The organism is Mesorhizobium sp. M1D.F.Ca.ET.043.01.1.1 (genome assembly GCF_003952385.1).
Taxonomy (GTDB): Bacteria; Pseudomonadota; Alphaproteobacteria; order Rhizobiales; family Rhizobiaceae; genus Mesorhizobium.
On record NZ_CP034444.1, the window covers coordinates 2,166,855 to 2,186,248 of the forward strand.

14 protein-coding genes and 2 pseudogenes are annotated in these 19,394 nt (G+C 58.0%); 2 read left to right on the top strand and 14 right to left on the bottom strand.

Features of this window, described 5'->3' with window-relative positions; genetic code table 11:
- Positions 1-21: 21 nt before the first annotated feature.
- Positions 22-303: a DUF2285 domain-containing protein gene (locus EJ067_RS10745; RefSeq protein WP_066993458.1), complete on the top strand. Its 282-nt coding sequence runs from the start codon at positions 22-24 to the stop codon at positions 301-303.
- 268 nt (positions 304-571) lie between these two features.
- Here the strand turns inward: EJ067_RS10745 and EJ067_RS10750 are convergent, their stop codons facing one another.
- Together EJ067_RS10750 and EJ067_RS10755 are read right to left on the bottom strand one after the other, a co-directional pair.
- Positions 572-1,321 carry a LuxR family transcriptional regulator gene (locus EJ067_RS10750; RefSeq protein ID WP_126078996.1) on the bottom strand — a complete coding sequence of 250 codons (750 nt, stop codon included), beginning with the start codon at positions 1,319-1,321 and terminating at the stop codon, positions 572-574.
- Between the two features lie 475 nt (positions 1,322-1,796).
- Positions 1,797-3,353, bottom strand: a complete 1,557-nt coding sequence (locus tag EJ067_RS10755) for an aldehyde dehydrogenase family protein (protein WP_126078997.1) — start codon at positions 3,351-3,353, stop codon at positions 1,797-1,799.
- A 771-nt stretch (positions 3,354-4,124) separates the two neighbouring features.
- Between EJ067_RS10755 and EJ067_RS10760 the strand changes: the two genes are divergently transcribed.
- Entirely contained in the window at positions 4,125-5,042 is a 918-nt protein-coding gene (locus tag EJ067_RS10760; protein WP_245467219.1) for a LysR substrate-binding domain-containing protein, read from the top strand.
- Between the two features lie 376 nt (positions 5,043-5,418).
- Here the strand turns inward: EJ067_RS10760 and EJ067_RS10765 are convergent.
- The 12 genes and pseudogenes from EJ067_RS10765 to EJ067_RS10820 form a co-directional block, all read right to left on the bottom strand.
- Positions 5,419-5,636: pseudogene (locus EJ067_RS10765) on the bottom strand (CoA transferase subunit A); the annotation flags it as partial.
- A gap of 61 nt (positions 5,637-5,697) precedes the next feature.
- Positions 5,698-7,023 carry an aspartate aminotransferase family protein gene (locus EJ067_RS10770; RefSeq protein ID WP_126078999.1) on the bottom strand — a complete coding sequence of 442 codons (1,326 nt, stop codon included), beginning with the start codon at positions 7,021-7,023 and terminating at the stop codon, positions 5,698-5,700.
- A 19-nt stretch (positions 7,024-7,042) separates the two neighbouring features.
- On the bottom strand, positions 7,043-7,366 hold the full coding sequence (gene fdxA, locus EJ067_RS10775; RefSeq protein ID WP_126079000.1) for a ferredoxin FdxA: 324 nt from the start codon (positions 7,364-7,366) through the stop codon (positions 7,043-7,045).
- Positions 7,367-7,410: 44 nt separating this feature from the next.
- Positions 7,411-8,841 carry a hypothetical protein gene (locus EJ067_RS10780; protein WP_126085778.1) on the bottom strand — a complete coding sequence of 477 codons (1,431 nt, stop codon included), beginning with the start codon at positions 8,839-8,841 and terminating at the stop codon, positions 7,411-7,413.
- Between the two features lie 753 nt (positions 8,842-9,594).
- Positions 9,595-10,587 (bottom strand): GlxA family transcriptional regulator, encoded by a 993-nt coding sequence (locus tag EJ067_RS10785; protein ID WP_126079002.1) that lies wholly within the window; start codon positions 10,585-10,587, stop codon positions 9,595-9,597.
- A gap of 18 nt (positions 10,588-10,605) precedes the next feature.
- Complete coding sequence (locus EJ067_RS10790) at positions 10,606-11,886, bottom strand: FAD-binding oxidoreductase (protein WP_126085779.1); 1,281 nt, start codon at positions 11,884-11,886, stop codon at positions 10,606-10,608.
- Between the two features lie 571 nt (positions 11,887-12,457).
- Positions 12,458-13,264 carry an ABC transporter permease gene (locus EJ067_RS10795; protein ID WP_126079003.1) on the bottom strand — a complete coding sequence of 269 codons (807 nt, stop codon included), beginning with the start codon at positions 13,262-13,264 and terminating at the stop codon, positions 12,458-12,460.
- Entirely contained in the window at positions 13,264-14,016 is a 753-nt protein-coding gene (locus EJ067_RS10800) for an ABC transporter permease (RefSeq protein ID WP_126079004.1), read from the bottom strand. The genes EJ067_RS10795 and EJ067_RS10800 overlap by 1 nt, the downstream gene beginning before the upstream one ends.
- Positions 14,017-14,167: 151 nt before the next feature.
- Positions 14,168-14,950, bottom strand: a complete 783-nt coding sequence (locus tag EJ067_RS10805; RefSeq protein WP_066993421.1) for a transporter substrate-binding domain-containing protein — start codon at positions 14,948-14,950, stop codon at positions 14,168-14,170.
- Between the two features lie 40 nt (positions 14,951-14,990).
- Entirely contained in the window at positions 14,991-15,809 is an 819-nt protein-coding gene (locus EJ067_RS10810) for an ABC transporter ATP-binding protein (protein ID WP_066993418.1), read from the bottom strand.
- Positions 15,810-15,905: 96 nt separating this feature from the next.
- Positions 15,906-17,093: an alanine racemase gene (alr, locus tag EJ067_RS10815; protein ID WP_245468241.1), complete on the bottom strand. Its 1,188-nt coding sequence runs from the start codon at positions 17,091-17,093 to the stop codon at positions 15,906-15,908.
- A 788-nt stretch (positions 17,094-17,881) separates the two neighbouring features.
- A pseudogene (locus EJ067_RS10820) lies at positions 17,882-19,154 on the bottom strand (IS66 family transposase); the annotation flags it as partial.
- Positions 19,155-19,394 lie beyond the last annotated feature (240 nt).

A 19,394-nucleotide genomic window follows, 5' to 3' on the forward strand; every position in this document is an offset into this window, starting at 1 on the left:
ATCCGAGGTTCGGCGGCAGAGATGAATCGATCAACGGGAACAGATGGGACCGAAAGCTCGGCACTGCTCGATCAGGTCCCATGGTCAGACAGCATCACGAGCTACGACAGGCAGCATTCCACTATTTACCTGCGCATCCTCGACGCCTGCGCCGACGATGCCAGCGTAGAGGAAATGGCGGAACTCATTCTCGGCATCGACCCCGTCCTTGAACCGGTGCGCGCGCGCAAGGCTGTTCGCAGCCATATCGACCGGGCGAACTGGATGGTAACGACCGGCTACAAGGAACTATTCGGCGGCTGACGCACGGCTGGAACTGTCACGTTTTCCGGCAAGTAACTCACGACAGTCACCGTTCCTGAGCGCACGGCCGGAGAGATGCGCCGGATGCGGTGGCGGAGGTGATCGCCAGTATCCGTCCAGTCGGCTTGCACTCGACTTCCCCAGCATTTCAGCGATCTCGCGATGTGAAGGTCCGGCAGGCGATCGGTGGATGCCCCGAAGAACGACGTTTAATCAGGGCCAGGCAGCACAAAGGGCATTGATGCACTCAAGCGCCACAGGCGACGTTTCAACGCCGCCGCGCACATGAAGCTAACTCGTCAGTGAAACCGAAACCCGAACGGGCCAGGCGCCCAATTGCCTGCCGGGTGGTCGTCACCCCAAGCTTCCGGCGAGCGTTGCCCAGATGAAAGGCGGCGGTGCGCTGTGTGATCCCCAGGATGCAGCCGATCTCCCAATCGGACTTGCCTTGTGCTGCCCACTGTAGGCACTCATATTCCCGCGGCGTTAGCAAGACACCCTCGATCATTCGATCGGCGGACAGTTTGCGGCGAACGAACATATGAAAACAGGTCGCTATATACGGGAGACCTTCTTCGTGGCGTGCTGCGGCGCGGAAAAATACGGCGTCGGGCTTGTCAGCGGCAAACGTTATCGCTGCAAAATTTCCTCGGCGGTCAATAATCGGGATCGTCATGCCGCAGCAGATGCCAAACTGCGCCGCTTCTTCGAAAACCTGAGCCGCTGCAGGCTCCTCGCCGCTCAGATCGGATCCCCAACGAAACGGGCATCCGCCACGGCGTGCACGCACAATGACCGGGTCGACGATCTGATACCGGTTCTCAAGATAGCGTTCTGTCCAGGGCGCCGGATAATTCGAGATCAGCGTGGGTTTGTCATCAGACCGGGGTGGCAAGGAAAGGTAAGCAAAAGCGAGCAGATCGAGTCCTGATGCGACATCGTTCAGGGCGTCGCGGAGATCCGTCTCGTCGACACTTTCTGAAAGCCGTTCCAAAAATCTCTCGAAGACAGTCTGCATGTTTGCCGTTCAGCAGCTTTCTCGACCTTCCGGCATCGGCTCACGCTAACATCACGCGGCAGCGGTAGGATATTGACAAGTGTGCAAGAACACTGCCGCGCACGACCTGCGTAGCCGGCGCTCCAGTGCCTCAGACATGGAAAATTGCAGGGTTGTCATAGTTAATGTATGTGATGGACGTCATCTAGACTAGGTTCGACATAATCCATATTGCTGCTCCCAGCGTATTAACTCGAAGAAGCGAGTTCACGATCCGGCGTCTCAAAAAAGGCGCCCTGCCGGTCGGGAGGTAAATCGGCAGGGCGCGCCGCCATAGCGTCGCGGTCGTTGGGGAACCGGACGTCAGCGGCAAGAAGTGACATCTTTCGGGTTCTGATCAAATGCATTCCCAACACCCCCTCAGATGCCTATGAGCTCATATGCGCCGGCGATCTGGCGTATGGACACGACATAGGTGGGTGTCCCGTGGTCGCCTTCACGCGACGTCGAACTCTACGCCCTGGGCGAGAGGCAGTGAGCGGCCGTAGTTGATGGTGTTAGTGGCCCGACGCATATATGCTTTCCAGGCGTCCGAGCCGGATTCTCGACCTCCGCCTGTTTCCTTTTCGCCACCGAAGGCCCCGCCGATCTCGGCGCCGGACGGGCCGATGTTCACATTGGCAATGCCGCAGTCGGAGCCGCGGGAGGAAAGGAAGGTCTCCGCCTCGCGCAGGTCGCTCGTGAAGATCGACGACGACAGACCTTGCGGCACGGCGTTGTGCAGCCGTAGCGCCTCATCGAAATCGCTGTAGCCTATAACGTAGAGGATTGGAGCGAAGGTCTCTCTTTTGACCGGACCGGTCTGGCTGTTCATCTCAACGAGCGCGGGGCGGACGTAGTAAGCCCCCTCGCCGAAGCCGGCATCGACCCGCTCGCCGCCAAATATCGTCCCGCCAGCTGCCTTTGCGAGGGCAAGCGCCGCCTGCAGCGCGTCGAAGGCCGCCTTGTCAATCAACGGGCCGACGAGCTTGCCGGATTCGAGCGGATTGCCAACTGACACGGATGCATAGGCCTTTTTCAGCCGCGACACAAAGCTGTCGTAGACGCTTTCATGCACAAACATGCGCCGCAACGTAGTGCAACGCTGACCGGCAGTGCCCATTGCGGCGAAGGCAACGCCGCGCAAGCTGAGGTCAAGATCTGCGGTCGCGGTGACGATTGCCGCATTATTTCCACCAAGTTCCAAGATCGCACGGCCGAAACGGGATGCGACCCTAGGGCCAATCGCGCGGCCCATTGCCGTCGAACCCGTGGCAGAGATCAACGGCACTTTAGGATGGTCAACCAGCACCTCCCCGATATCGCGGGCGCCGATCAGGACGCTGCACAGCCCTTCCGGGACGTTTCCGCCCTCCTCTTGGAAGCGCTTGGCTGCGCGGTTGAACAGGGCCTGAGCCGCCAGCGCGGTCAGCGGCGTCTTCTCCGAGGGCTTCCAGACGATGGAATTGCCGCAGACAAGCGCAAGCGCCGCGTTCCACGACCAGACGGCGACGGGGAAGTTGAAAGCTGAGATGATGCCGGTCACGCCGAGCGGATGCCAGGTCTCCATCATCCGGTGCTCGGCACGTTCGGTAGCCATTGTGAGGCCGTGCAACTGACGCGACAGGCCCACGGCGAAGTCGCAGATGTCAATCATCTCCTGGACCTCGCCTAGACCCTCTGAAGGAATCTTGCCTACTTCGATGGAAACGAGGCGCCCGATGTCGTCCTTGGCCGCCCTGAGCTCCTCGCCAAATAGCCGGATCAGTTCGCCGCGCTTCGGTGCAGGCACCAGCCGCCACTCGAGGAAGGCCGAATGGGCGTTTTCAATAGCTTCATCGGCGGTTGCGGCATTTACGATCTTCAGGAGGGCGAGCGTTTCGCCCGAAATTGGGGATTTCACAACGAGCTCACCAGCCGCAAGGGCAGCAGCATCGACGCCGCAGCGACCGAGGATCGCCTCGACCTCGCGGCGGAGTGACGAATTTGTGATCTGAGCTGCGCGCGAAGTCATCGTGTTTCCTAACGTTAGGGACGGGCGTCGAAGTCGCGGCGACGGGTGGACCATCAGTGATCCGATCTCGCAACATCGCGGAATAAGCAGAAGCGCAGCGTCTGCGTCCACTCCGGGCTAGTTGCTGCGGGAGGGGCCGAAGCAGCGTCCTCCGCATTCGGCTATTTCGGTGACCTGCATGCGATCAAAGCATCATCTGGCCGGCCTTGATATCGACATTTGTTCAACAATCCATTCCAAATGGGAATGAGGAGCAAAATTGAAGCACCTTGACGGAAACAGAAGACAAAGCGCATTTCGTCATAAGCTTAGGTCGAGTGCGATTTGTCTGACGCCGAGGTTAAGCCGAAGGTGGCGATGCAGAAATGGAACGCGATCCTTACAGCGCGCGATGGTCTGTCGCTTACCCTCTAAATGAGCTTCGACGCGAGCTCGCGCAAAGAATTTCCTCATAGAAGGTAGAACTAATCCAGCCCGCTACAATGCGTTTGCGAAGCAACCTTGAGCCCGTAGGAAAGACGACTGTTGGGCTACTTTCGGAACTCTTTCTGCTGAAGATGCCGGTGCCGTAATCGAACGACCGATGAGCCATCTCGCCTGTGCAGGTTGGGGCTGCAACACACTGCGTTACATGGAAGAACTCCAGGCAGCGGTGCTCGGGGATGTTGCTTCGGGATCTTTCTATCCTAAAAACTCCCATTGAAAATGAAATAACTGAAATGTATTAGAGCAGCGGGAACTGTACTGCCGCTCATTGAAGGTGTTGGACCTGTGCAATCAATAGGTCACCGCAATCGTCCGTCCTATGCGCTTTTGCGCAGCTTTGAGTGCGCTGCGCGGCACGACAGCTTTACCCAAGCGGCGGAGGAGCTTCATCTTACGCAAAGCGCTGTCAGCCGACAAGTTAAGGAACTTGAGGAGATGATCGGTGTGACACTGTTTCGGCGCGTAGGCCGGCGCGTCTCATTAACCGAGGCTGGCAAACAGTTTGCGGCGGATCTGGCGGTCGATCTTGAGAACCTTAAGCAATCGGTCGTGCGGGCGATTGCCGCCGGCGAGCGAAATTCGACGTTACGTGTCGGTATCCTGCCGACATTTGCCAGTCGTTGGCTCATTCCCAGATTGGCGGGGTTTGTGAAAGATCATCCCAACATCGAAATCAGGCTAGAGACCCGAACCGTACCGTTCGACCTCACACGAGAGCGCTTCGACGTTGCGATACATTTCGGAAGAGCCAACTGGCCAGACGCGCGAATGAATAAGTTGTTCAATGAGGAAATGCTGCCAGTTGCATCGCCAACCTTCCGCGATGTGTACCTGATAACCGAGCCCGTTCGCCTCGCGGCTGCTCCGCTTCTGCACCTCATTACTCGCGAAAGCGCGTGGATTGACTGGTTCGCCCTTAAAGGAATCAGCGACAAGCGGCTGCTGGGCGGTCGACATTTCGATCAGTTTTCCATGATCATCTCGGCTGCCGCATCCTCGCTCGGTGCCGCGCTCCTACCCAAATACCTGATTGAAACGGAGCTCGAGCGTGGAATTTTGATCCCGCTAAGCGACACGCCTCTGAAGACGCACAACAGCTATTTTGTAGTCAGCGCAGCAGGCGACGTTAACGCCCAGGTAAACGCATTTACGCGCTGGCTGATCTCGACTGCACGGCGGACCATGACAATGGCTCGAACGTAGCTCCTCGCCATTGCACCGGCACGTTGCGCCAATCTCGAATTGCCCCTCCCGCCTGCTCAATCGCCATACCGGCTGGTCGCGGAATGCTTGCAAGTGTTCGGATCCGCTTGCGGCTCCCGCCTTCGCACCGAAAATCGTAACGTCGGCCGCAAAACTGGTTGTAAACAGCTAGCAACGGAAGTACCGACGTGAGCACGTCCCTCGTGAAGCCGTGAACCGGCGCTGCCAGCCCCGAACTCGAGCGTCGTAAAGCCTCGGGGTAGGTCTGGTTTCGTGGGGCACTTCACACACCCTCAAGCGCGATGGCAATGCCCTGGCCGACCCGATGCACATCGTTGCTAGCGCCAGCCGCGCGCCGCGCCCGGCGATTTCGAGCGTAAGAGAAGATGAGCTTTTTCGCCATCCCCAGCCCCACCATCTGGTCGTAGACCAGATCCGGCGTCATGCGGATCAGGGTCAATTCCCGTCGTCCCTGCCGGATCGCCTCGTGCGTCGCTGCATGCGGTATGAGATGTGTGAAACCCTCAAACGCCACGTTGTCACCGTCGAAAGGTTCTCCGCAAGGGCTTCGGCGAGAGAGCAGAACTTCAGCAAGACCGCGGCTCCGGGTTTGACTGTTTCGCGTCGCGCAAAATCCGGCTGCGAAAAGCTCGAGTTACAGGTAAGGCTTGATTTTACGCAGGGCGACGAGCACCACAGCCGCCATGTCATCGATGTCCTGGTCCGACATGGCAGTGGACAGGAAACCTGTGCCCGTTTCGACCATGAGGAGGCCGCCATCGAAAAGATGCCCAACGAATGCAGAAAGAAGCGCAGCTTTCTCCGGCGACAGGTAAGCCTGCCTGTAGTTCTCAGGCGCATCCGCGCATAGATGGATCCGAAACATCGATCCTCGGCCGGTGACACAAGCAGGCACGTCCGCTATCCTGATCGCCTCGCCGATTGAGCTTCGCGCGCGCTCGCCCAGTGCGTTGAGCTTCTCAACAGCTTCCCGGTGGTACAACTTCATTGCCGTGAGGCCGGCTATCATTGTGATTGGGTTTGCCGAGAAAGTGCCAGATAGCGGAAAAGGCGCCGGCCCATTTAGTGGGTTCAAGACTTCCATCACATCCGCGCATCCTGCAATGCCCCCAACGGGAAAGCCACCCCCGATCATCTTGCCTAAGGCGGTGATATCCGGCTGGACATCGTACCATTGCTGCGCCCCGCCGAATTTGGACCGGAACGTGATCACCTCGTCGAAGACGAGAAGCGCTCCGTTCTGTTCGGTCCAGCGTCTCAACGCTCGAACGAAGTCTTCGGCGGCCTGTATTACACCTATGCGATGGGGAAGCACATCGACGAGCACGCACGCCAATTGATCGCGGTGCTCGTCGAGGATCTTGAGGCCGCGCTGCACGTCGTTAAACGGGATCACAACGACATCGTCGAGTACTCGCTGAGGCGTTCCGCGAGATACCGCAACGCTGGACGGGCGGTCCGCCTGTCCCCAACTGTCCGGCTTGGCCGTCTGGCTTGCCTCGGCATAGTCGTAGAGGCCGTGATAGGCGCCTTCGACTTTTGCGATCTTCGGCCGCCGGGTGAATGCCCGCGCAGCTTTGAGGCTCGCCATGACCGCCTCCGTTCCCGAATTGACGAAGCGGATTCTCTCAAAGGCAGGATTACGGCTGCAAATGTACTCGGCATAATCGATCTCGGCTTCGGTCCCGACAGTAAAAGCGGTTCCTTTCCGCAGCTGCTCGCTGACAGCAGCAATGATCGGCGGGTGCGCGTGGCCGTGAATTAGCGACGCCACATTATTCGCAAAGTCGATGCGACGGACACCCTCTACATCGTAGACGTAGCACCCTCGCCCTCGCTCGACGTAGATCGGATGCGGTTTGCGCAGAATGGTGTTTCGGCTGCATCCGCCCGGCAAAACGGACTTGGCGCGCTCAAATAGGGCAGCACTCTTGGATATTCCCGAGTATATGGCGTCCATGCGGATCTCCCGATAGCGTCTAGCGCTCTAGATGGCTTAACTTGCCCTCTACTCCATCCCATGTGGCTGCATCGGGAAGCGATTCCCCGGAATCGGTTATGTTGGGCCACAACCGCGAAAGCTCTTCGTTGAGCTCCAGGAAGTGCCTCATATCTGCAGGCAAATCCGTGTCCCGGTAGATGGCCTTTGCCGGACAAACCGGTGTACAGGCATCGCAATCAATGCATTCGTCGGGGTGAATAACGAGGAAGTTAGGTCCCTCGTGAAAGCAATCGACCGGACACACATCGACGCAGTCGGTAAATTTGCACTTGATGCAGTTCTCGGTGACGACATAGGTCACGCCGGCCCCCATACCCGTTTGGAAATAGCAGATCGTATCCGCCGCTACTCCGCAGCTTGCAGGAATGCGGGCCTGATCCCGTACATGGAATAAAGGCCAGCCTCATCGAAGATAACGCGATCATCATAGCCGCCGAACCATATTGCATCCGGGTTTCTGCCGACGATTGTCACCTTGCACCGATCGCGTGCATCAGCGGCCGAACGCAGCAGCTTGAAGATAACAACGCCTTTTTCACCGCCAGGGACGCCCGGCACCGGCTCGTTGGTGACGGCCGCCACTTCGGTCTTGCCCTTGTAGTGGGTAATCGAAAGCCGCGCATGGGCCTCGACCCCCGACAAGCCCTTCTGCGATTCGTTCAGGATCTGCCACGCTCGTTCGATTGGCACATTGAACGCCTTATGCCCGACTATGTCGCGACCGCAGAAGAAGTAGTGATTGTTGATTCCGTTTCGGAGCATCTCGCGCTGCATGATCCGCAGCGCCTCGGCGTCGTCATTGATATCGCGAATAATCGGCGACTGATTGTGGATGGTGATCCATTCGCGCCGGGCAAGTTCCTTGACTGCAACCCGGGTTTCGGCGATCCATTCCAAGCCACCGCCAGGATTGTCGAGGTAGCCGCCATCCGGTGTCCTGCGGAGGAACTCGTCAGGATGATTGAAGTGCACCATCATTCGCAGGCTGACCTCCGGATAAGCTTGATGAAAGGCATCAAGCATCGCAAAGAAAGTCTGATCGAACCGCTGCGGATGGAAAGCCAACTCCTTGGTCCCGATGCGGATATTCTCGACGCCGGCTTCCGCGAGCCCGCCAAGCCAGGCAGCGATGTTTTTGTTCCCCAGAACCATGGGATCGCCGCCTGACATAAGAATCTCGCGAAGCTTTTCACGGCCGCTTTCTGGATGGAGGCCGCCATTCGCGGTTACCGCCCTGTTGTGCTCGCGAATGTATTCGACGATCTCGCCGAGCTGCGCCAAGCCCTTAGGAGCAACGGTCCCATCCTCGCGAGCGATCTCTTTGCGGCCGATCAGCTCCTCGCGATAGCAGAAGCGACAGTGAGCGGAGCAGGTGGACGCCACATACAGAAGACCAAGCTCATACTTGTGGATCAGCCCTTCGCGCGGGCTGTAGGTCATTTGCTTGCCCGGATCTTCGGCACCATCGAGATCGTAGGTTTCTTTCGGACTAGCTTTTACGAGAGTCTGCATGGGCCGGCTGTATTGCGCCTGCTCATAATAGTGCCGCGTGATCTTGATCGGCATCCGCACCTCCAGATCTCTCGGGGTGTCTTTCAACTCGAGAATCTGGTCGAGTTCTTCTTTGGAATAGAACCCCCGCATGTCCTGGGACACGTCACCGCTGGCGAATTTGGCTATGCCGGTGATGATCTGCCGGTCGTATTTGCCGTTGACCACTTTTCCCAAAAATTCCTGCTCACGCTGCGAGGGCATGTATTTATGAACGGTAATCACGCCGCGCCTCCAAGGGTATTCAAGTCCGAGAAGACACAGCATGACGCCTGTCTCGCACCAACTTGTTGATTCACTTCCTCAGTGTTGGATGCCGCAGCCGGACTTACAAACGTATATTAATCACGAGTCAGTAACTTCTTCTCATGAGGACGGTCCTTGGTTCCTTTGGGACCGCAGCTGCGTTGGGGTCGGCGCCCGGCCAACGCGCATGGCGATGCCGTCGATTTCAAACTCGAGCACACTGGCGTCTCGGGTGGCTTTCCATCTTCGCTGTTTCGATGGAAGCCTAGTTGAAGATCCGGCGCTAGCACCGCCGCCGGGCACGAAAGCAAGTGAATTTTGTCCAACCGCAGTTGCCTGTTGCGCGCTTCGCGGCGCAAGGCGAAGACCTGCTGCGGCCTGAGATGATCGGCCGGCGACCTCGGAAGCCTTTGATTCAGCTCCAGCACAAGCCGAACTCCGATTCCAATGTAGAACCGGCACCTCACAGATCGAAACCACTCCCGAGAGTTGGTCCAGAAACACCGCTCTTAGGATCCGGGGCGGAATGGGCAGCAGCAGGCGAACGGATTTTGCGACATTGAGACAGAAGCAGACCTGACGCTCGAGGTGGCAGCAGAACATCTCGAAGCGCCCCGGTCGTCCTGCTGCTTTGGAATATGGAAGTCTTATTATTGCATCATTGCATCTCAACCTTCTCCAGTGAACGTCAGCTCGGTCGGCCAAGCGGTCGTGCCTCATTCCGGAAAAAATTCAGTCAGTTGAAACTGTTGCCCTGAGCTTGCTAGGCGGTTGACCATAAGCTTCACGGAACAGCCGCGAGAAATGCGAGAGGTTTTCAAACCCGACCTCCACGGCGATCTCAACTAACGGAACCCTGGTCTGCATCACGAGGCGCCTCGCCCTTTCCAGACGCACCTTTTTGTACGCAAGTGCCGGCGATATCTTTGTTTTCTTCATGAAAAGGCGCTCGAGTTGCCTCCGAGATAGTCCGACTGAAGCTGCCAGCTTGGAAATGGGGATTGTATTCTCAATGTGGCTCTCCATGATAATGAGAACCGCTTTGAGCCGCGGGTCGTCGCATTCGATTGAAAGGGGTCTGCGCGGCTGGATGTTTAAAGCCGAGCGCGCCTTCTCAATCTGCAGCACTTCGAGTGCGTTTCTCTCGGCCTCTGCACTGATATGACGTCTGACGATTGACGCCGCCATATCTGCCGCGCTGCTGCCCCCGGCGCATGATCCCCTGCTACGATCGAGATTGAATATACGGTCCGCCCGGACCTGGTGGCCCGGAAAGCGCTCGCGGAAGGTGTTATAGTGGAGCCAGCTCACACAGGTATGATGCTGCTTCATCAACCCAGCCTCGGCCAGGATGAACGTCCCTGTACAGACGCCGATTAATGGAACGTTCTTGGCTGCGACTCTCTTGAGATAGCTGACTGTCTCGTTGTCAACTGGAGATTCACTTTTTAGGAGACCGCCCACGACTACGACATAATTGAACTCAACAGGGTCCACGAAATCCGATGTCGGCGCGACCTGCACCCCGCAACTGGAGGGGATCAAGCGCGGGGTGCTCCCCAGAACCTGCCAATCGGCGAAAACCCTACCGGATTTGTCGGCCACGTCACTTGCCAACCTGAGAATGTCCACGAACAGCGCGAACGCAGAAAGAGTAAAAGAGCGGCCAAGGATGAAGCCAATTTTCAATTGGCCGCCCCCTGGAACTTCATTCGCTGACTTCATGACTGTTTTTTACGTAGTCTATCGGACCTGGAACTTCACGCCTTGAGCGAGCGTGTCGCGCATTTGATATGCACTGTACGTGAGCTGCGCGGCAGCGAGGCCCGCGAGGCCGAACGTACGGGTCAGTCCAAACCTAGTGAAGCTCTTTGGCACCGGTCTGCCCTCGGCTAGTGCTGCGGCGATTGTTTCACCCGCGACCGTGGTCGGCGCTATCCCATGCCCTCCGAATGCGACCGCATGCCATAGGCCATCAGCGGTGCGACCAATCTGCGGCATCTTGTGGCGCGCGTAGCTCATCATCCCCCCCCACGCGTGATCGATTTGAACGTCTTTGAGCTGCGGGTACACGCGTTGAAGGTCACGCCGGAGTAGGCGCGCGATGGCGCCTGGATCACGGTTGAACACCGAGATTCGCCCTCCCCAAAGAATTCGTGTGTCCTGTAACGGTCGATAGTAATCGAACGCGAAGCGCGTATCATAGACTGCATGCGAAGCATCAATCGCCGCGGCAAGGCGGGCACCGAGCGGCTCAGTTGCAATCACGTAGGTCGCGATCGGCAGTATGGCTCGCTCGATTTGGGGTGATACGCCCCGCGTGTAGGCACCGCCTGCGAACACGACATCTTTCGCCCGCACCGCGCCTTCCGGCGTACGCACGACGAAGCTCATGCCGTCGCGCTCAATCGCGCAGGCCGGGGATTGCTCAAAGACACGCGCGCCCCCTTGCATAGCCGCTTGGGCGACGCCGAGCACGTACTTGAGTGGATGGAAATGAAACGCGTTGGCCTCAAATAGACCACCGTGATAGCGCCTAGTCCTCAACCGTGAGCGAAGCGCTTCCGTCGCGACCGGCTCCCATATGATGTCAAATTCTCGCTTCATCAGCGAGCGCAGTCCGTCCAGCCGAGACTGATCGTCGAACCAGTTTGCCAACATCACGCCGCGGTCGACGATGTCGCAGTCGATGGCGTAGCGAGCAATCCGCGCGCGGATCAAGTCGACCGCGTCGATTGTAAGCCGGTACAGGCGACGTGCCTCGTCGCGCCCGAGCGTGAGCAGCAGCTCGGCGTTGTCGAGGCTGTAACCGCCGAAGACGAATCCGCCGTTGCGGCCCGATGCGCCAAAGCCGACCCGCTCGCCCTCGAGAACCACGACGTCGCGCACACCGCGTTCCACGAGTCCGAGCGCAGTGCATAGGCCGGCGAGCCCGGCACCGACGATGCAGACCTGCGTGTCCAGTGTGCACGTCAGTTGTGGGTAGACCTGACGGGAAACAGTTGCCTCGTAGAAATTTTGCATTGGAATCAAAAATTTGGAGAAATCAGAAACCAGGAACCAGGAACCGGATGGGTCCCGAAGTAGGGGAGTCTGAACGTGTCATTTGCGTTAACCCGACGACTGGTGGCTGCGCTCTCGTGAGTGTGCATCGGTTTGGCAAGTCCCCGCCAACGAGCGACATCTTCGTCTTTCCGGGTACTCTGATGGCTGGATGACGTGCAATGGGACGCTAAGTGACTTCCTGTCTTCAGTGTAGAGATAAACTCCGCCCACCTTACCTCATGCATCGCACACCCTATTCTGCTTCCGCGCATTGATGATCGGTTTCCGGTGCAATGAGGCCCCTGATATAAGGGGGTTGGAGGGGTGATTGCTTGGCTTGTTGGCCAGCTGGATGGCGTCACTAGAATTGTTCATAGCTATTGTGTACTCGTCGAAATGGCCGACGCGGCGCATCGATCGCTCTCGCTCAAAGCATTCGCTGAATCCACAACCTGGAGGTCAGTCATATTGCCGTACGGGCACATTGGAGCTTCCAATGATCGTGGATTGCGGCAGACTAACTGCCCGCCCCGCGCCCGTTCAGCCCGCGTCACCCTACTCGGACCGGGATACGCGCCTCGAGACTATTGAAAAACCACACGAGGAATCCCGTTAGGACCATGTACGCCAATGCCAGCAGGAGTAATGGCTCGTATATGACGAATGTGTCCTGACGAACCCGGAGAGCGACGGAATAGAGGTCGATAACCGTGATCGTAGCGACGAGCGGTGTCGCTTTAAGTTGGCCCACTGTTTCACCAGCCAACGTCGGCAACGCCTTATGGATTGCTAGCGGCAACCACACCCGGTGAAATAGTTTCCAACGGCTCATACCGAATGCGCGTGCGGCCTCGAGCTGGCCGCGCGGCACGCCAGCCAAAGCACCGCGCATAATCTCGCCCACATATCCTGCGAAGGACAGTGTCAAAGCGAGTACAGCGTAGGGCCACGCCTGTCGAACGACGGACCAGAGATCGGATTCGCGAATCCATGGATATTGCGGGAAGAGCGAGCCAAGCCCATAATAGAGCAACCAGATTTGCAGAAGCAATGGCGTGCCCCGAATGACGGTGCAGAAGGCTTTCGCTGGAAGACTGAGCCAAATCGGCCCCGTCACTTGTGCGAGTCCAAGCGGCACAGCTAAAACAAATCCAAAGATACTGGTCACGATCAGAATCCAGATCGTTCGCCATAAACCGACAATCGCAAGCGTGTTGTAATCGGCAAGCCAGTCCCATCGCATGAAGACAGCTGCTAAGGTGATCAAGGCGATGGCTATCGCGATCAATGCAATGCGATGTGGCGCCAACCAGGCAACCGGGCGCCAACTCGCGGAGGCAGTGGGGGAATAGGTCATCAGCGGCTCTCCGCTATCGGCGGCTGGCCGCGCCTCGCCCAATGCTCGACGCCTCCAATCAGAACGTTGGAGATCAAGGTGAGGAATAAGTAAAGCATGCCAGCGGCCATGAAGAACGTGAAGTAGGCTTTTGTAGCGCCCGCAGCCTGTCGTGTTTCGAGGGTCAGTTCGTTAAAGCCGACAACGGCCAGAAGAGCTGTGCTCTTGAATGCGACCACCCAGAGATTCGCAAGACCTGGGATTGCGAAGGGCAGCATCGCAGGCAGTGTGATGCGTCGCATCAGCAACGTAGGCGTCATACCAAAGGCTCGTCCCGCCTCGATTTGGCCTTGCGGTACCGCGAGGATCGCGCCGCGCAGCACCTCCGTTGCGTATGCACCTTGTACGAAGCCGAGCGCAACGATGCCTGCTACGGGCCCGCTGACATCGATCCGTCCGGAGCCGACAATGTCCAGGAGGCGATTGATCAGGTCCGGAACCGCGAAATAGATGAGCAGAATTAGCACGAGTTCTGGCACCGCTCGGATGAGGGTGGTGTAGACTTGAAGCAAATCGCGGAGCACATGTCCACCATAGAGCTTGCCGTATGCACCGCCAGTGCCAATAAGGAGTCCCAAGGAAAAGGCTCCGACGCCGATCTCGACTGAATTAATGAATCCGCGCAGCAGATTTCCGCCCCATCCAGGCGGCGCAGGTGCAAGCAACTCGAAAATGCCGGTCTGAGCCAGCGGCAAAAATAGATAGTCGATCATAAGCGCTTCCCTTAACAGCATTGAGAATTACCCTCACCAAAACCTGGCGTTCACTGGTGTGCGAGGAAGGACGCTGTCCTCTCTCCCGTCTGGGAGGAAAGGTGACTGGGCGTGAATTTGTCAGGAAAATTTCACCAAGGAAAAAGTGTCTTCAGCCCCCATAGATGTCGAAATCGAAATACTTCTTCGTAATCTCGTCGTACTTACCGTTTGCACGAATTCCCTTGATCGCAGCGTTGATCTTTTCCTTGAGCGCGGTGTCTCCTTTGCGCAGACCCGCCCCGACGCCCGGCGCCATAATATCAGGATCATTCGCAACCTTGCCTTTAATCTCGCAGCAAGCCTTGCCCTGTTCAGTTTTCATGAATTGATCAATGGTAAGCGGGCTGGCGAGAATGGCGTCGATCCTGCCGGCGACTAGGTCCTGATTGATCTCATCCTGTGTCTGGTACGTTTTCATTTCGGCCAACCTGTCTTTGAAATGCTTGCTTGCGTAGACTTCGGCATTGGTAGAGACTTGAATTCCGAGAATCTTGCCCTTGAGGCCTTCAGGGGTAGGATCCATCGCAACGCCCTTTGGGGCGGCAATCGTGTATCCGCTGTCACTAAAGTACTTGTCGGAGAAGTCGATCGTCTTTTTGCGCTTCTGTGTGATTGACATCCCGGCCATGATGACATCGATTTTCTTGGACGTCAGAGAAGGAATGATCCCGTCCCAAGCAACGGGGGTGACGGCGCAGTCGAATTTTGCCTCGGCGCAGATCGCGTTAATGATTTCAATCTCCCAGCCGACCCATTTTCCTGAGGCGTCCAGGGACGCGAACGGTGGGGAAGGCTCTGCAGCGATTCCAACCTTCACCTGCTCCGCTTGCGCCATCAAAGTCGATGCGCAAAGGATTGCTGCTGCTGTCAAAATTTTAGAAAGTACATTCATGATTGTTCCCCTTTACAGGTATTCGCTGGTTTTCCATTCGCTACCTTACTCTGCGGATGAACTGTTGAAGCCTCTCCGATTTCGGCGATCCGAATATTGCTTCCGGTGGCCCTTCTTCCTCGACGCGGCCCTCGTGGAGAAAGACCACGTGGGTAGCGACTTCCCGGGCAAATTTCATTTCGTGCGTGACCAGGATCATGGTGCGACCTTCACGAGCCAAACCGCCAATGACGCCGAGCACCTCGCCGATGAGTTCAGGATCGAGTGATGAAGTTGGTTCGTCGAAGAGCATGACACGTGGCTGGACCGCAAGCGCCCGAGCGATTGCGCCACGCTGCTGCTGGCCGCCTGATAGAAATGCTGGGTAAACAGTCCGTTTTTCCAGAAGCCCCACTCTTGCAAGCAGCTTCTCGGCATCAACAATCGCTGCTTTCCGGCTGACGCCGAGCACATGAACCGGCACCTCGATCACGTTTTCGAGTAGGGTCATGTGACTCCAGAGATTGAAGCTCTGAAAGACCATGCCGAGCCTGGAACGTATGCGTTCGATCTGCTTTCGGTCCGCCGGGACACTGTTCCCAGCGCCATGCCGCTTCAGGCGAATTTCCTCACCATTCACCCTGATAACACCGCTAGTCGGGTCTTCCAGGCAGTTGATACAGCGAAGTAGCGTTGATTTGCCGGAGCCGCTGCCACCGATGACCGCGACCACATCGCCGTCGCGCGCAGATAGAGAGACCCCCTTCAATACATGGAGCGCACCAAACTTCTTGTGCAGGTTCTCGACGTGGATCGCTTCGGCGGCGTCGTTGGCCACTGTATGGCGAGGGCTAGGAACAGCCCTTATAATGGCCGTCATTGCTGCCCGCTCTCCTGACCGAACATTGCTACTACTAGGAGTGACGGTGCTGTTTTGATTGCATTCATTCCGAATTCCTCTTTCTTGCCTTGGATTTCAGACATAGACACGGGGGATGTGATCTCGGAGTTGGGCATAGAGACCGATGAGGTCTGTCCCCCATTGAGCGGCGACCTCTTCCTGCGTGATTGTCTGGAGCCCTTGCTGCCCTAGCAGGAGCACTTGGTCGCCGAACCTCGCATCAGGGACGTCCGTAAGATCGATGCGCAGGTGTTCGAGATGGGCGGGAGGAAGCAAGCGCGCGCGCTGCCCCCTCACCAACGCTTCCGCCTGGACTGGGACGTGACGCGGTAGGCCATCCCCCCACCCCATACCCAAGACACCGATCGTCATTCTCGGCCGAAAACCGGGTATGTCTGGTATCCGCCCGAGAGAAGCATCGATCCGCTTGACGGAGACGAGGCATGTCGAAATGGCCTTAAGAGCCGGCCGTAGGGTGACGGGCCGCATGGGTCGATCCGTCTCAGGAAGACCGAAAAACAAGGCCCCGGGATCCACCGCATCGAGATCCATCGCGGGATACCGAAGCACGGCTGCGGTGCTCGACATCATGGTGATAGCAGGACGAGTGCCGGACGCCTCGGCCTCCCGTAGAATCCGCTGCAGGCGGGAGAATTGCTCGCTTGCAGTCGATGTGGGCAACTCACTGAGATGGGCGTAGAGTCCCTGTACTTCGACGTCGTTACAGGCGTGCGCGGCCGCGAGAAGTCGACCCATCTCCTGCGGCGTGGCCCCGGCTCTGAAGAACCCGAGGTCCGCCTTAACAAAGATGCGGGTGGTGCTCATGGCCTCACGCCAGCGCTCCAGTTCATCGACGTTGGAGACGGTCACGGTGAGCCCGAGCGCTTCAATTGTTTTCGCTGATATCGGCAGAGGACCGGGATAGAGCAGAACCGGGAGATCAATACCAATTTCGCGAATGGACATGGCATCCGGCAGCGTGGCGACAGCAAAACCGTCAGCCCCCTCTGCCGCCAGGGCGCGGGCGACGGGCCCCGCTCCACAGCCATATCCATTGCGCTTCAAGCAAGCGAAAATTTTCACCGTCCCGGGCAGATGCGCGCGCAGTTGACGATAATTGTGCCTGATCGCACCGAGATCGATTTCATACCAGCTCTCCCGGGATGCCGCGCTTTGCCGAGCGGGAGCAAATCCTCGCCATGAAGAACAATCCGTTTGAGCTTGCTCACTAGTTTGCATGTCAAACGATGAAAGGAATCCCAAAACCGGTCAATTTATTACGTTTTTGTGACACCCTATTAATTTTACTGATATAGCCCGCACTGAATCAGGAAGCTGAAAAGCGGGAAAATTGCCCGCAAATGTGCTCTGATTTTTGTGATGTTGGCACCCGATCTTGAGCTCCCCCGACGACGTTGACTCAAGGGCGATAGTTACTGCCACAGCCGAAAAGGCCGCCCTTCTGGAGGAGCGCAACGTCCGTCTGTCGTGTTTTGTCTTCATGTAGCGCCATGATGCCGCAGCATTTCACCAACCGACCGTGGTCGCCTGACGGTCAGCATCCGCACCACTTCCATTCCATTCCGTCGACCAGTGCCAGGAGCTGAGCACGATTGAGCTAACCGGTGGAGGCCGATCCGCGGCTAGCAGAACTTCGCCTTGTCCAGCTGTCGCACAAGCGATCTTCACCCAGTCGGCTCTTTGGTGCGCAAGACGTAAAGCGCGCCTTGAAACAGGTCCGAGCCAGCATCGCGCACCAAGGCCAGAAGGATGTGGGACCTTTTCTTAAATCAACGGATGACCTGGCGGCAAACCGGGATCATGCTTGACGCACCGCGCGAATAATCCTGGTCAAATTATCCTGGCCGACATCGGCGCCCGCTGAGCAGGTCATGCGCGGCGCGCCCTACTAGATCCGCGCCAGCGATCTCGAAGACGAAGGGACCAAGGCCGATTTGGCGCGCAATACTCCGCGTCGCATCCACGACGACAACCAGGAATCGCTGTTTTCCGCCATTTGAAAAGGAGGTGCATTTTGAATCAGTCTTCGTCTGTGGCCGGATGGGCGCGCTCGACGGTATTGGAGTCGATTTCGATGCGTCCGTCGGTCAGGAAGCGTTCAAGCGCGGCACGCCGGCGAGTGCACAGCGGATCGCCTCGGCGGGCTTCAATTTTCCTGACGCTTCGGCAGCTCCTTTTCCCACAGCGCAGAGAAGCGGGAAGGACGGCGGTTGATTTCTCCTGACGCGCAGCTATCCGAGCTACCTGGCACGGCCTCCTCGGCGGCCCACAGGGGGGCCATCTGCGCCACCGTCTGCGAGCCTGCCGCATGCAGTTCGTAGAACGTGCGCCGCACGTGCGACAGCACACCGCCAGCATCACACCATCATTGCCCCGATTGGATCGGGCCAGCCGGTTATAGGCGGCGTATCCGTCGACCGGCAGGATGCCGCGATAGCCGTCCAGATGGCGGGCGACACATTCGCCGGCACGACTGTCTTGGAGCGGTAGCGGCGATGGGCGGTCCGCTGTCCCCCGAACGGCCGATCATCGCGGAAACAGGTCCAGAGGTAGGCCGTCTTGGCCTTGCCCGATCCCGGCCAGCGCTGGCAGCGTGGTCTCATCGGCGAAGACCCGCTCACTCTGCTTGATGCGGGTCAGTGCATAATCGGCGAGCGGCTCGAGCTCGAAGCCCGCGCCATCTGTGACCGATTTCGACCTGATCGCGGGCATTGATCGCTTTCTGGCGATGGAGCGGCAGGCCATCGGCGTATTTCGACACCGCGATCTGGGCCATCAGCGCTTAGATCGGGTTGGCGCTTTCGACGATGCGGGCGGGTGCGGCTGCCTCGATGATGCCGTCCAGACCTTGTAGGCATATCTGGGCGACGCGTGACGATCACCCGGAACTTCGCCGGGGTGACATCAAGCCGTTCGGTTCGTGCACGTCCTCCCCGATCAGAATCCCTTCCAATCCCGGGCAACCGGCTGGCGTTTCGGGTTCAATCACCACCTTGACCCGTTCGAGATGGGCCGCAAAGCCTTTGCGCGCGCGCGGCGCGCGCCTCACTTTCGAGCTTCCCGTAGCCTTTTCCATCTGCGCTTCCACGCTGATTTCGATTTCGTCGAAGACGAGAGCATACTGCTCCTCGCTAAGCGCGCCGGTCCGCAGCCTTTCGGAGCGGCTGCTGAAGCGCGACCCCTCCAGCATCTTCACGGTTGCCGTCAGTCTGCGATCCGCTCCTCGGCGCTCTTGTTGACCAGCTCGAGATGGACCTTGCGCTCCTCCAGAAGGGCGGCCTTTTCGGCCATGGCAATAAACATCGCCTTGAGCGCGTCAACGTCATCCGGGAGCCCAAGATCGGTGCCGGCATGGCCAAATTCAGAGCATATTCGCGGGCAATTTTCCCGCGTTCAGCTTCCTGATTCATTCTGCCGCAGGGTTTTACCCAACCGATTGCGGCCGCCAGACCGTCACCGTCCGAATTCGCTTCCACTCCATTCCGTCGACCAGAGCCATGAGCTGGGCATGATTGAGCTGGACCCGTGGCCGATCCGGCCAGC